The 12,124-nt window shown below is 69.5% G+C and carries 14 protein-coding genes; 10 read left to right on the forward strand and 4 right to left on the reverse strand.

Features of this window, described 5'->3' with window-relative positions:
• Positions 1-11 precede the first annotated feature (11 nt).
• Together GSE44_RS11110 and GSE44_RS11115 are read left to right on the forward strand one after the other, a co-directional pair.
• Complete coding sequence (locus tag GSE44_RS11110; protein WP_159348870.1) at positions 12-1,079, forward strand: ribonucleotide-diphosphate reductase subunit beta; 1,068 nt, start codon at positions 12-14, stop codon at positions 1,077-1,079.
• 341 nt (positions 1,080-1,420) lie between these two features.
• Complete coding sequence (locus GSE44_RS11115; RefSeq protein ID WP_235924720.1) at positions 1,421-1,651, forward strand: hypothetical protein; 231 nt, start codon at positions 1,421-1,423, stop codon at positions 1,649-1,651.
• 48 nt (positions 1,652-1,699) lie between these two features.
• Here the strand turns inward: GSE44_RS11115 and GSE44_RS11120 are convergent, their stop codons facing one another.
• Both GSE44_RS11120 and GSE44_RS11125 read right to left on the reverse strand, forming a co-directional pair.
• The gene (locus GSE44_RS11120; RefSeq protein ID WP_159348872.1) at positions 1,700-2,461 is read right to left on the reverse strand and encodes a tRNA1(Val) (adenine(37)-N6)-methyltransferase; all 762 of its coding nucleotides are present in this window, start codon (positions 2,459-2,461) and stop codon (positions 1,700-1,702) included.
• Positions 2,446-2,664: a putative signal transducing protein gene (locus GSE44_RS11125; RefSeq protein ID WP_328799071.1), complete on the reverse strand. Its 219-nt coding sequence runs from the start codon at positions 2,662-2,664 to the stop codon at positions 2,446-2,448. The genes GSE44_RS11120 and GSE44_RS11125 overlap by 16 nt, the downstream gene beginning before the upstream one ends.
• 89 nt (positions 2,665-2,753) lie before the next feature.
• Between GSE44_RS11125 and GSE44_RS11130 the strand changes: the two genes are divergently transcribed.
• Positions 2,754-3,773, forward strand: a complete 1,020-nt coding sequence (locus GSE44_RS11130) for a polyprenyl synthetase family protein (RefSeq protein ID WP_235924721.1) — start codon at positions 2,754-2,756, stop codon at positions 3,771-3,773.
• A 55-nt stretch (positions 3,774-3,828) separates the two neighbouring features.
• On the opposite strand, the gene GSE44_RS11135 is transcribed toward GSE44_RS11130, so the two are convergent.
• Complete coding sequence (locus tag GSE44_RS11135) at positions 3,829-4,569, reverse strand: SDR family oxidoreductase (protein ID WP_159348873.1); 741 nt, start codon at positions 4,567-4,569, stop codon at positions 3,829-3,831.
• 162 nt (positions 4,570-4,731) lie between these two features.
• On the opposite strand from GSE44_RS11135, the gene GSE44_RS11140 reads away from it, so the two are divergent.
• The 5 genes from GSE44_RS11140 (at position 4,732) to GSE44_RS11150 (ending at position 8,039) form a co-directional block, all read left to right on the forward strand.
• Positions 4,732-4,995 (forward strand): hypothetical protein, encoded by a 264-nt coding sequence (locus GSE44_RS11140; RefSeq protein ID WP_235924722.1) that lies wholly within the window; start codon positions 4,732-4,734, stop codon positions 4,993-4,995.
• Positions 4,996-5,137: 142 nt separating this feature from the next.
• Positions 5,138-5,551 (forward strand): DUF3775 domain-containing protein, encoded by a 414-nt coding sequence (locus GSE44_RS11145; protein ID WP_159348874.1) that lies wholly within the window; start codon positions 5,138-5,140, stop codon positions 5,549-5,551.
• A 108-nt stretch (positions 5,552-5,659) separates the two neighbouring features.
• Entirely contained in the window at positions 5,660-6,328 is a 669-nt protein-coding gene (locus tag GSE44_RS25675) for a xanthine dehydrogenase family protein molybdopterin-binding subunit (protein WP_235924723.1), read from the forward strand.
• Between the two features lie 54 nt (positions 6,329-6,382).
• Positions 6,383-6,742: a molybdopterin cofactor-binding domain-containing protein gene (locus GSE44_RS26230; protein ID WP_268893650.1), complete on the forward strand. Its 360-nt coding sequence runs from the start codon at positions 6,383-6,385 to the stop codon at positions 6,740-6,742.
• A complete protein-coding gene (locus GSE44_RS11150) occupies positions 6,687-8,039 on the forward strand; it encodes a xanthine dehydrogenase family protein molybdopterin-binding subunit (RefSeq protein ID WP_268893653.1) in 1,353 nt (450 codons plus the stop codon). The genes GSE44_RS26230 and GSE44_RS11150 overlap by 56 nt, the downstream gene beginning before the upstream one ends.
• Positions 8,040-8,047: 8 nt before the next feature.
• Here GSE44_RS11150 and GSE44_RS11155 read toward each other — a convergent pair whose 3' ends face one another.
• Positions 8,048-9,529 carry an amidohydrolase family protein gene (locus tag GSE44_RS11155; protein ID WP_159348875.1) on the reverse strand — a complete coding sequence of 494 codons (1,482 nt, stop codon included), beginning with the start codon at positions 9,527-9,529 and terminating at the stop codon, positions 8,048-8,050.
• A 187-nt stretch (positions 9,530-9,716) separates the two neighbouring features.
• Here GSE44_RS11155 and GSE44_RS11160 point away from each other — a divergent pair, with 187 nt between their 5' ends.
• Together GSE44_RS11160 and GSE44_RS11165 are read left to right on the forward strand one after the other, a co-directional pair.
• Positions 9,717-11,450, forward strand: coding sequence for a hypothetical protein (locus GSE44_RS11160; RefSeq protein ID WP_159348876.1), 1,734 nt, complete (start codon positions 9,717-9,719; stop codon positions 11,448-11,450).
• Positions 11,447-11,989 (forward strand): hypothetical protein, encoded by a 543-nt coding sequence (locus tag GSE44_RS11165; protein WP_159348877.1) that lies wholly within the window; start codon positions 11,447-11,449, stop codon positions 11,987-11,989. Before GSE44_RS11160 ends, GSE44_RS11165 begins: the two co-directional genes overlap by 4 nt.
• Positions 11,990-12,124: the final 135 nt, after the last annotated feature.

Genomic DNA, 12,124 nt, shown 5'->3' on the forward strand with positions numbered 1-12,124 from the left:
GGATCCACGCCATGCCCGACGGCGCCATGAATCGCGACGAGCTGCCCGTGCAGTTCGACCTGCTGACCGCGAACCCCGTCTACAAGCCTTTCCGCTATCCCTGGGCCTATGACGCCTGGCTGATGCAGCAGCGCGTCCATTGGCTGCCGGAAGAAGTGCCGATGGCGGATGACGTGAAGGATTGGCAGAAGAACCTCACGCCCGGCGAGAAGAACCTGCTGACGCAGATCTTCCGCTTCTTCACCCAGGCCGATGTCGAGGTGAACAATTGCTACATGAAGCACTACTCCCAGGTCTTCAAACCGACGGAAGTGCTCATGATGCTCTCGGCCTTCTCGAATATCGAGACGATCCATATCGCGGCCTATAGCCATCTTCTCGATACGATCGGCATGCCCGAACTCGAGTACTCGGCCTTCCTCCAGTACAAGGAGATGAAGGACAAGTACGACTACATGCAGAACTTCTCGGTCGAGAACAAAACCGAGATTGCGAAGACCCTGGCCGCCTTCGGTGCCTTCACGGAGGGCCTGCAGCTCTTCGCCTCCTTCGCCATCCTCATGAACTTCCCGCGCCACAACAAGATGAAGGGAATGGGCCAGATCGTCTCCTGGTCGGTGCGGGACGAGACGCTGCACTGTCTCTCCGTCATCCGCCTCTTCCGCACCTTTGTGCAGGAGAACCCGGAGATTTGGACCGAGGAACTGCGCCGCGACCTCTACCTCATCTGCGCGACCATCGTGGACCACGAGGACGCCTTCATCGATCTCGCCTTCAACATGGGCGGCGTGCAGGGCCTCGATGCGGCGCAGACGAAGGAATACATCCGCTTCATCGCCGACCGCCGCCTGCAGCAGCTCGGTCTCGAGCCGCTGTACCACATTGAGAAGAACCCGCTCCCCTGGCTGGACGAGATGCTGAACGCCGTGGAGCACGCTAACTTCTTCGAGAACCGCTCCACCGAATATTCCCGCGCCTCCACGGGCGGAACCTGGGAAGAGGCCTTCGCCGACCACGCCTTCAACGGCTCGCCGCAGCCACAGGGCGAGATCGACTTGGGCGTTGCGCCGCGCCATTGAGCCCACTGCGTCGCGGCCGCGCCTCCTGGCGCGGCCGTAGGTAGAGGAAAGGCGGAGGGTCTGCGCCTCCAGGTTGCAGCTGGCGGGGTGGCGGCTCGTCCCACGCCCGGTTCGGGCCCGCCACTATCCGAATTTTCGCTGCAATTGCTGCAACACGCGTGGTTTGCTGCCGTTGAGGGATCTGGGACCGTTCACGAAATCGCGCTCCGCGGCTATGCTGTACCCGTGCTCTCCATGCGGGGAGCCGGTCGCCGGAAGTGGGCGGGATTTGGACGGGTTGGGGAGTTGCAAACGGCATGGCCGCGGACGAGCCAGAAGGTTCAAAGCCGCCGGGACGCCCCATGGCAGGGCCCCGGCACACGCGTCGGCTGACGGACAAGATCCTGATCGCCTTCCACCATGCCTGCGATCAGGGTGACTTCGAGGTGGCCGAGGAGATGCTGCGCATTCTTGAGATGATGCTCACGCGACGCACCGTTTCGCCCGATACCAATCGCCGCAAGAACATGGAAAGTCTGGTCGCGGCCCATGAGCGGCTCTGGCTGTTGCGCCATCCGGAGAGCCGCGACTAGCCATGCATCCGGCGGCACAGGGGCCGCCGGTTTCCCACCGGGGCGCTTTCAGCCTGTGTCCCAGCTCAGGGCAGCTCCACGCAGTACTGAATCCGCCGCGTCCGTCCAGCCTTCATTTGCGTGCAGTAGAAGTCCCGGCAGGATCACCGCTGGCGCGCGCGGAGCGCGCCGGGCGCGGATCAGCACCCGCTTCGCCGCCCGCCCCGCACGTGGCCAGAGCGGCATCAGCATGATCCCCCCCAGCCCGGCCTTGCGCAGAGCGGTGATGCCCTCGTCCAGTCGGGCCGCCGGCAGCACCATCCCCGCCCATCCCCCGCGTCCGAGCGATGACGCCAGAAGACCGGCCCAGGGATCGAGCCCGATCCCGCCGCCATGAGTCGCCCCGGCCCGGATGGCTTCGGGCGGCGCCGAGCCTGTCGGCCAATAGGGCGGGTTGCTCACTGCATGGTCGCAGCGGGGCAGCCGCGCGCGCAGCCCCGGGTCCACCACGTCGCCCTCCAACACCTCAACCCGGTCCGCCCAGCCGTTCAAGGCTGCATTCTCCCGCGCCAACGCTGCGAGGGAGGGATCGCGCTCCACCGCCACGGCGCGCACCCCAGGGCAGCGGGCCAGCACGCTCAGGAACACGCCCCCGGGCCCGCAGCCCGCATCCAGCACGGTTTGGCCAGGCCGCGCCTCGACGGCGGCGGCCAGCATTACGGCGTCCAGCCCGGCCCGAAGCCCGCCTTCTGGCTGCCGCAGCCGCACCTGTCCGCCCAGCAGCGTGTGGATGGTCCCGGGATCTAGGCCATCATTCAGGCCGTCCGCCATTCCCCCGCCTCGCGCAACAACGCCTCTGCGGCGGAGGCCTCCTCCTCCGGCACGGCAAGGCGCTGCGGAAAGGCGCCGATGCGGCCCTCCACGGCGCTGATATGGCTGTCCAGCAGCAGGGGCCGCAGCCCGCCGTCGCGCAAAAGAGCCTGGAGGAAGCCCAACCGGACGGGGTCGCCCTCGGACAGCAGCACGCGGATCATGGCACTCCCCCCAGGCGCAGGGGGCGCCGGTTGCCGCCCCTGGACCCCGCCGTTATGGTGCCGCCCCCCATGGACAGGTCAATGCCCGCGTGAGCGTCACCACCGCGCCCGTCACCTCTGCGCGCGATCCCGAACATGCCCTCGAGGCACTTACGGCACTCGTGCGGACCGATCTTGAGGCCTGCAACCGCCTGATCGTGGAGCGTATGCAAAGCCCGGTCGCGCTGATCCCGCAGCTCGCCGCCCATCTCGTCGCCGCGGGTGGCAAGCGCATCAGGCCTTTGCTCACCCTCGCCGCGGCGAAACTCTGCGGCCATCAGGGCCAGCGCCACGTTGCCCTGGCCGCTTGCGTGGAATTCATCCACACCGCGACCCTGCTGCATGATGACGTTGTCGACGAGAGCGCGCTCCGCCGCGGCGCTCCCAGTGCCAATGCGGTCTTCGGCAACAAGCCGAGCGTGCTGGTCGGCGACTTTCTCTTCGCCCGCGCCTTCCAGATCATGGTGGCGGACGGGTCGCTGCGGGTGCTCGACATCCTCGCCACCGCCTCCGCGACTATTGCGGAAGGGGAGGTGCTCCAACTTGTCACCCAGAACGACACGGCCACTACGGAGGAGCAGTACCTGCAGGTGATCGAGGGCAAGACCGCCGCCCTGTTTGCCGCCGCTACCGAGGTGGGCGCCGTGGTCGCCGACCGCCCGCAGGAGGAGGCGGAGGCGCTGCGGGAATACGGCCGCTCGCTTGGCGTCGCCTTCCAACTGGTGGACGATGCGCTGGACTATTCCGCGAGCCAGGCCGCGCTCGGCAAGACGGTGGGCGACGACTTCCGCGAAGGCAAGATCACCCTGCCGATTCTACTCGCCTTCAACTCCGCGGATGCGGAGGAGCAGGTTTTCTGGCGCCGCGTGCTCGAGGAGCGCGAGCAGGCGGAAGGTGACCTGGAAAAGGCGATCGCCCTGATGCAGTCGCGCGGCACCCTGGCTGCCACCATCGGCCGGGCCCGCCAATACGGAAACCGGGCGCTGGATGCCCTCGCCATCTTCCCGGACGGGCCGGAACGCCGCGCCATGGCCGGGATCGTCGAGTTCTGCATCGCCCGCGCGCGGTAGCGCGCCGGGCGGCGGCCCGCACGCCCGCTGGAGCGGGCAGGCGAGCCCGGCCTCCTCAGCCGCGCCCGAGGAAGGGCATCTTCGTGGCCATGATGGTCATGAAGGGGATGTTCGCATCCAACGGCAGCGCGGCCATGTGCGCGACGGCCCGGCCGACATGCGCCACGTCCATCCGCGGCTCCACCATCATTGAGCCATCCGGCTGCGGCACGCCCTTGACCATGCGCTCGGTCATCGGCGTGGCGGCATTGCCGATGTCGATCTGGCCGCAGGTGATGTCATGCTTGCGGCCATCCAGCGCGATCTGCTTGGTCAGCCCCGTCACTGCGTGCTTGGTGGCGGTATAGGCCGCGGCACCGGGCCGCGGGACATGGGCACTGATCGAGCCGTTGTTGATGATCCGCCCGCCCTGCGGGCTCTGGTGCTTCATGATCCGGTAGGCAGCCTGGGCGCAGTAGAAGGTGCCGTTCAGGTTGGCGGCCACCACTCCGGTCCAGTCCTCATGCGACAGCTCGTCGAAATCGACGGCGGGGGCGCCGCGCCCGGCATTGTTGAACAGTAGGTCCAGCCTCCCGAAGCGCTGCTTCACCTGGGCGAAGGCCTCCTCCACCTGGGCCCGGTCGCCCACATCGGCGGTGATGGCGATGCCCCTGGCCTGACCGGCAATGGTCTCCTCCAGCGGCGCGAGGCGGCGGCCGAAAACGGCCACGGTCCAGCCATCGGCCAGCAGCGCCTGGGCCGCGGCGCGTCCAACTCCCGTTCCTGCGCCGGTGACGACGGCATAGCGATCCGCCATGGGCTTCTTCCCCCTCCAAGATTCTGCGGAGGAGCCTGCGTCCCGCGCCGGGCGCTGGCAAGGCTCCACCGCCCCATCTCCTTGAGAGGTGCGCAGCGAGATGGCGCGGCAACTGCCGAATCCGCGCGGCGTTTGTTCCCTCTCATGCCGGAGAGCCGATCGATGAGCGAAGACGAGAACCGGAAGCCCGGTGACTCCCCCGGCGACAAGCCCAACCCCATCCAGGACAATCCGCGTGCCAGGCGGCAGGCCCATGGCCGGCTCAGCCCGGAACGCGGAGAGGACCCGGCGGCGGGCACGGCCGATGAGCCCGTCTCGCCCGGCGAGTTCCAGTCTGGCGACCGGTCCGAACTGGGACAGGCGCTCGGCGGTCCCGTGGACATCTCCCCGGTGCGCGGCCGACGGATGAACGAGCGGCGGGACTGAGCTGACGCAGGAGCGGCAGCCACAGTGTTGCGGCACAGGCACCGCACGACCCTTGGCTGCGGAAATCGCGCAACTGCTCCGCAGCCTCGGCCACTCTACCGCGTTGGCGGACAACCCGAGCAATCGATGAGAGGCGGCGAAGATGAGCGACCGTTCCGACCCCGATGACGAGGTAGATCTCGTCGTCAGCCTCGCGACTATCGCGGGCATCATCGATGCCGCCCGCGCCGTCGGCGAATTGGAAGAAGAAGCAAATAACGAGGACGTTCAGGACGAGGAGGTGCCGGACGAGAACGACCCGGATGCCCTGGCGGATACCTTGAAAGGCCTGATCGATGAGCTGAACGAGGACGAGCAGGCCGCGCTGATCGCCCTGACCTGGATCGGCCGCGGGGATTACGACACCACAGAATGGGATGAGGCGCTCCGCCTGGCCAAGGAGCGTAACGAGAGCGGTACCGCGGCGGAATACCTCACCGGCATGGAATTGTTCGGCGACTACCTCTCGGAAGGCGTTGCCGCCTTTGGCTACTCCATCGAGGAGGTTGCCCGCTGAAACTCGGCGGGGTCGCCTGACCCCGCCTTTCGGCCTTCCGCTCCCGCCCTATACTGCCCGGAACAATCGGTGGAGGGGCGGGTTGAGAAGTACGGGATCGGCTAGCCGGTGCGGCGGCGCGAAGACGTCCGCCTCCTCACCGGCCGTGGTCGCTACACCGACGACCTAGACCCGCCCGGCTGCGCCCAGGCGGTAATCCTCCGCTCCCCCCACGCCCATGCGCGTATCGTCTCCATCGGCACGGCGGTCGCGAAGGCCGCACCCGGCGTCCTGGCGGTGCTGACGGGGCGGGACGCGGAAGCGGACGGTATCGGGCCGCTTCCTACCCTCGTCGACGTGCCCGGCCGCGACGTTCCGCTCTTCGATCCAAAGCGGGCCGTCCTGCAGGCCGCGCGCGTGCGCTATGTCGGCGACCCCCGGCGGGCACGGTGGTTGCCCCCATCATGGAACCTGCAGGCCGCGCGCGTGCGCTATGTCGGCGACCCGGTGGTCCTTGTCGTGGCCGAAACCCGGCAGCAGGCGCTGGATGCCGCCGAGCTGGTGGAGGTCGAATACGATCCGCTGCCCGCCGTCACCAATACATCGGCCGCAGCCGCGCCCGGCGCGCCTGTGATCTGGGAGGGGCGGGCGGACAACACCGCCGTGCTTTGGGACAGCGGCCGCTTCGAGGAGACGGAGGCAGCCTTCGCGCAGGCGCATCGCGTCGTATCCGTCGAGCTGGTGAACAACCGCATGGTGGGCAATCCGATGGAGCCGCGCGTCGCGCTCGGCGAATGAGATGCCGCCGCCGGGCGCTATGTCTTCCACGGCCCGAGCCAAGGTGCGCATCGCGTGCGCGACAACCTCGCCAGGCACGCGCTGAAGGTTCCGCCGGAGATGCTGCGGGTGGTCTCGCCCGATGTGGGCGGCGGCTTCGGCGTGCGCGGCAAGCTGATGCCGGAGAATGCCATGGTGCTCTGGGCCGCACGCCGCCTCGGCCAGTCGGTGAAATGGCTGGCGGGCCGCACCGAGACTTTTCAGTCCGATCCACATGGCCGCGACCAGGTGACGCGGGCGGAAATGGCGCTGGATGAAGGCCCGCTGCCTGGGCGTCCGCATCCGCACCCTCGCCGGAATGGGGGCCCATCTGCAGGACATGGGGCCGCGCGTGCCGACCTCGGGCGGGGCACGGGTCACGGGCACGGTCTATGACGTACAGGCCATCAACAACCAGGTGCGCTGCGTCTTCACCAACACCGTGCCCACCGACAGCTTCCGCGGCGCCGGGCGCCCCGAGACCGCCTATATCATGGAGCGTCTCTTCGATCAGGCCGCGCTCGCCTTCCGCATGGGTCGCGACGAGGTGCGGCGCCGCAACTATGTCCGCCCGGAGCAGATGCCTTACCGCAACGTGGTGGGCAACGTCATCGACCGCGGCGACTTCCCGGCCACCCAGGCCATGGCGCTCCGGATAGCGGATTGGGAGGCCTTCCCGGCGCGCCGTGCCGAGGCGCGGGCGCGTGAAAGGCTGCGCGGCATTGGCCTCGGCTATTTCATTGAGGCGTCGGGTGGGATGCCCAGCGAATGGGCGCGGCTACGGATTGCGCCGGATGGCAGGGCGGAGATCCGCGTCGGTACTTTCAGCCATGGCCAGGGCCATGAGACCGCCTTCGCGCAGATCGTGGCCGAGCGCCTGGGGCTGGACCCGAAGGACATCGTCTTCATCCAGGGCGACACCGACGAGGTCGAGCAGGGCACGGGTACAGGCGGCTCGCGTTCCTCCCAGATGGGCGGCGTCGCCGTGCTGCGCGCGAGCGATGCGGTGGCGGATAAGGCGCGGCGCATCGCCGCACATCTGCTGGAGGCGGCGCCCGAGGATGTGGAGCTGGCGGATGGCTGCTTCCGCGTCGCTGGCACTGACCTCGTCCTCGACTGGCCGCGCGTGCTGGTCGCCGCGCATGATCCGGCGCAGCTGCCGGAGGGCGAGCTGCCCGGGCTGGACGAGGCGCTGACTTATATGCGTGACACCGAATGCAACTTCCCCAATGGCTGCCATGTGGCCGAGGTGGAGGTGGACCCCGAGACGGGCGCCGTCACGCTCGTCCGCTACGCGGCGGTAGATGATGTGGGCAATGTCATCAACCCGATGCTCGTCCACGGGCAGATGCATGGCGGCATCATGACCGGCATCGGCCATGCGCTGATGGAGGAGGCGCGCTACGACCCCGAAAGCGGCCAGTTCCTCACCAGCACATTCCAGGACTACTGCATGCCGCGTGCGGGCGACGCCTGCGACTTCGATCTTGCGCTGAATGTCGTGCCGACCCCGACCAACGAGCTCGGCGTGAAGGGAGCAGGGGAGGGGGACGCCTGCGGGGCGCCACCCGCCATCGTCTCGGCCGTCTGCGACGCGCTGGCGCTGGCACATCTCGACATGCCGCTGACGCCGGAGAAGGTTTGGCAGGCGATTGCAGCCCGCGGCGCGGAGGCCCGGCTGGCGGCGGAATAGCCCGCCGCTCAATCGGCCCGCAGCAGCCGCCTTGCCTGGGTGAAGCGCGACCCCAGCGCGCGGCAATGGCAGGAGACATGCGGGGCCACCGCCTCGCACCATTCCCGCATCCCTGTGTTGAGCCCTGCCAGCCGATCCGCCGCCTCCTGTGCCTGGCGCGCCAGAGCCGCCTCGTCGACGCCCAGCACGCGCCCGTCGCGCAGCTTCCAATCGCCGCCCACCATCACCTCGCGGATTGCCGAGCCGTCCTCGGTCCAGACGAGTTGGTTGGCGGCATCGTTCAGCGGTGCCCAGTTCACGTGTGAAAGGTCGAGGAAGACTAGATCGGCCAGCTTCCCCGGCGCGATTGCCCCGGCATCAAGCCCCAGCAGCTTCGCCGAACCTTCGGTCGCGAGCCGCACCGTCTCGGCGGTGCCGAGCCAGTCTTCCTCCGTCGCGTCTTCCCAGAGGCGGGAGGCGAAGGCGGCCAGCCTCATCGCCTCGAACATGTTCTGGTTATCGGACGAGCCGGAGCCATCCGTGCCCAGACCCACCGTCACCCCCGCCCGGATCGCTGCCCGGGCCGGGGCGATGCCGGAGGCGAGCCGCATGTTCGATCCCGGATTGTGCGAAAGCCCGGCGCCGCGCTCCGCCATCAGTGCGAGATCGGCGTCCGTCAGCCAGACACCATGCGCCACGCTGAAGCGCGGTCCCACCAGCCCCAGCCGGTCCATATGCGCGAGCAACGAGGTCCCATAGCGTTCCAGCCCGCCCCCTGCCTGGTAGCGGGCCTCGGCCACATGGGTCTGCATGAGCATCCCATGCTCGGCGGCGAGATCGCGACAGCCCTCCAGGAAGTCGTCGGAGCAGTGCAGGGGAATGGTGGGGGCGCAGCCTAGCCGCACGTCATCCCCACGCCAGCCGCAGGCGGCGTGATGGATGGCCTCCAGCACATCCTCCCCGCGCATCATGGACAGCCCCGCGGCGCGGGCGCGGAACTCCTCCGGCAGGGCCAAAATCAGGCCGGGCGTTGCCTGGAAGAAGGTGAGGTCGGCCACCATCGGCGCCAGCACGGCGCGCAGCCCGACGGCACGGTAGGCCTCCGCCATGGCCTGCAGCCCTTCCATCGTCGGGCCAGGGAATTCGAAGGCCAGATCATAACCGGCGGTGCAGCCCTTCCGCAGCATCTCCACCGCGGTCAACATGGTGGCGAGGCGCTTCTCCTCCAGCCCGCGATGCCCGCCGATCCAGGGAGCGTGGGTCAGCAGCAACGCCAGGTCCCATTTGTCGCCCATGCCCTTGGAAAGGCCGCCATGCCCATGGGTATGGCCATTGACCAGGCCGGGGATGACCAGCCGGCCGGCAGCGTCGTGCCGAGCAGCATCCTCCACCGCGGTACCGGGCGGCAGCAGGGCGGCGATGCGGCCACCCTCCACAACGATCTCGCGGTGCGGCGCGGCGGTCGCGTCGGGCAGGAGAACGCGGGCGCCGGTGATCAGGAGTCGGTCCATTCCGGCAGCATAGCAGGCAGGGCGCGCGAGGGCGCTCCGCCGGCACGGTTTCCGCCGCACCACGTCGCCGCATCGAGGGCTCCGTGCACGCGCAAGGGTATTGTGAGCGCCACAACCTTCGGTCACATAGACAAAGATGGTGGATGGCCCGATTTCGACTCCTCAAGCCGCGAGCGGCGCGGCTCCTGTGCCGCATGCGGCCTGGACGGCAGCGCGTCGTGACATCCTGGAAGCCTTCGCGGCCGGCGAGCATCTCATCGCGCTCCTCGGCCCAACCGGGGTCGGCAAGAGCCTGCTTCTGCAGGATATCGAGCATTCGCTCCGGTCGCCCGAGTTCCACGTCCAGCGGCTGCAGGGCGACGAATGGACCCATGGCGCGACCCCGGCACAGGTGCTGCTCATCGATGAAGCGGACCGGTTGGACGATGCCGCGCTGAAGCAGCTGGCGTACCGCGTGACGGGCTTTGCCGTGCTCGTCGGCCGGCCGGGCTTCGCCGGAAGGCTGGCATCCCTGCCGCACCGGGTCGTGGAGTTGGAACCCCTGAGGGCGACCGAAATCCCGGCCTATGTCGCCCTTCGCCTCGGCCGTATGGGGCTGGAGCGGAGACGCTTGTCCAAGGGCGCGCTGACCGCGCTGGCGGAGCAGGCCGGCGGCATCCCGGGGCGGCTGAACCTGCTGACCGGGGCCAGTTTCCTGGTGGCCGACATGGCGGGCGCGCAGCAGGTCGAGGCGGAGCACGTGAACGAGGCAGCGGCGTTCCGCGCAGACTTCCCGGCCGACGGGCCGTCGGCGCGAAATGCGGTCCCACCTCCCTCCGAGCAGGCCCCAAGGGCCGAGCCGCCGCCCCCGCCGTCGCGCCGGGAAACCGAGCCTTCGGACGAACCGCCTCCGGAAGGGCCGCCGACCCGCGCCTCGGAACCGCCGATGTCTGAAGCGCCGGTTGGGCGCGGCTTGCCCGGGTCGTGGAACGAGCGCATCGCGGCCGTGGCGGCCATTCTCGTAATCGGCGCCGCAATTGCTTGGCTTGTCTTCCCGGCACGACCGGGCGGACCGGGTCTGCCCCAGGCTCCCGACAGGCCGTTCACCGCGACCGACCGGCCCACAGCGGAAGATTTCACGGCACCGAGGCCGGCCTGGACCGACCCAGGGACGGCGGATGCTGCGCAAGCGGCCGACGCTCCGCCCGGCGGGCTCGAGGCCCCCGAAGGCGCCGGCGGGCAGCAGGCTGCCTCTGCCCCATTGCCCTCCGGCGCCATGGTCCGGGTCGTCATCACCTATCCCCGCGGCACGGCCGAGGCCTCGCAGCGCGCCGCCGACCTTTCCGGTGAGCTGCGCGGAGCGGGTCTTTCCGTCGGCGAACCCTTCCCGATCTCGCGTGCACCCGGGGAGCCAGTGGTCAGCTACTTCTTCCACGAAGATCGCGAGGCCGCGCTGCGGGTCCAGCAGGTTAGCGCGACCCAGCTTGGCCAAGCGGTGCCGCGGCTCGGGCCAGTCGGCGCCACGCTCCCGCGGCCCGGCGCCATTGAGGTGGGCCTGCCCGCCGCGGCGACTGCGCGCGACGAACGTCCGGAACCTGCCGAGGACCCTGATGCGTCCGCACCGGAGGCCGTCACCCCGGCCAGCCCGCCGAATGGTGCGCTGCTGCCCACGGAGGCGGCGCAGCAGGGTATTGCCCTCTCCTGGCGCGCCCCTGTGGAGGCGCGGCCCGGCTGCTGCTTCGTCGAGGTCGTGGCCGTCGAAGGCGGGGGGGGCGCCCCGAGGGAGGTCTTCGCTGCCTATGCGGAGGCGCCGGACCAGCAGGTTGTCCGCCCCAGCAAGCCCGGCCTCTATGCCTGGCGCGTGCTGACGGTTTCGCGCGCCGCGCGCCGGTACACGGCGAGCCCGTGGCAGCACTTCATGCTAGGTGAGGCGCCATCATGAACCGGCCCTCGCCCCTCCTGCTCTCCCTTTTCCTCGCGCTCGCGGCCTGCCAGGCGGCGCCGCCCCAGGCGCCGAGGCGCCCGGTGACCCGTGCGCCGGCACCGGCACCGGCACCGGCGACGCCCGCCGAGGTTGAGGGTGCCTGGTCCTTCGGCATTGTCGGCGACCGCTGCACCGCCCGCGTGGCGCATCGGGACATGACGCTCGGCATCACCGCCGGCCCGGGCCGCCAGGCCAGTTTCTCGCTGAGCGCGCCCGGCCGGAGCCTCCCGGCTGGCGGCCCGCTGCGCCTTGCCTTCAGCGGCGACGGCGGCGGTTGGCAGCTCCCTGGCCGCACGGATGGGCGCCGCGCCGCCTCGGCCAGCATGCCGCTCAACGACGCGGGGGAGGGGCGGATCCGTGACCTGCTTGGCGGCGGCACCGTGAGCGTGATTGGCCGGGGCGTCTCCGCCCCCACGCTTTCCGTGCCGGATGCCGGCGTGTCGGGCCGGGACTGGTATGCCTGCGTGGCTCGGCTGTCGCAGGGCCAGGGGCAGTAGGCGCCTGGCACATGATTTCGGCATGGCGCGCGTGATGCCGGACGACACTGCACGGCAGCCGGGCGGAGCATGCGCGGGAGACTGTGACCTGCTTGCCCACAGAACCCGGTCTCGCGCCGCCTCAGCCCGCAGCGG

Source organism: Muricoccus harenae, assembly GCF_009848505.1.
In the GTDB taxonomy this organism is placed as follows: domain Bacteria; phylum Pseudomonadota; class Alphaproteobacteria; order Acetobacterales; family Acetobacteraceae; genus Roseomonas; species Roseomonas harenae.

Excerpts from the sequence above, each read along its gene's own strand:
- GSE44_RS11110 (WP_159348870.1), top strand. The coding sequence starts at position 12 with ATGCCCGACGGCGCCATGAATCGCGACGAGCTGCCCGTGCAGTTCGAC.
- GSE44_RS11115 (WP_235924720.1), top strand. The coding sequence starts at position 1,421 with ATGGCAGGGCCCCGGCACACGCGTCGGCTGACGGACAAGATCCTGATC.
- GSE44_RS11120 (WP_159348872.1), bottom strand. The coding sequence starts at position 2,461 with ATGGCGGACGGCCTGAATGATGGCCTAGATCCCGGGACCATCCACACG.
- GSE44_RS11125 (WP_328799071.1), bottom strand. The coding sequence starts at position 2,664 with ATGATCCGCGTGCTGCTGTCCGAGGGCGACCCCGTCCGGTTGGGCTTC.
- GSE44_RS11135 (WP_159348873.1), bottom strand. The coding sequence starts at position 4,569 with ATGGCGGATCGCTATGCCGTCGTCACCGGCGCAGGAACGGGAGTTGGA.
- GSE44_RS11140 (WP_235924722.1), top strand. The coding sequence starts at position 4,732 with ATGAGCGAAGACGAGAACCGGAAGCCCGGTGACTCCCCCGGCGACAAG.
- GSE44_RS11145 (WP_159348874.1), top strand. The coding sequence starts at position 5,138 with ATGAGCGACCGTTCCGACCCCGATGACGAGGTAGATCTCGTCGTCAGC.
- GSE44_RS11150 (WP_268893653.1), top strand. The coding sequence starts at position 6,687 with ATGGGGCCGCGCGTGCCGACCTCGGGCGGGGCACGGGTCACGGGCACG.
- GSE44_RS11155 (WP_159348875.1), bottom strand. The coding sequence starts at position 9,529 with ATGGACCGACTCCTGATCACCGGCGCCCGCGTTCTCCTGCCCGACGCG.
- GSE44_RS11165 (WP_159348877.1), top strand. The coding sequence starts at position 11,447 with ATGAACCGGCCCTCGCCCCTCCTGCTCTCCCTTTTCCTCGCGCTCGCG.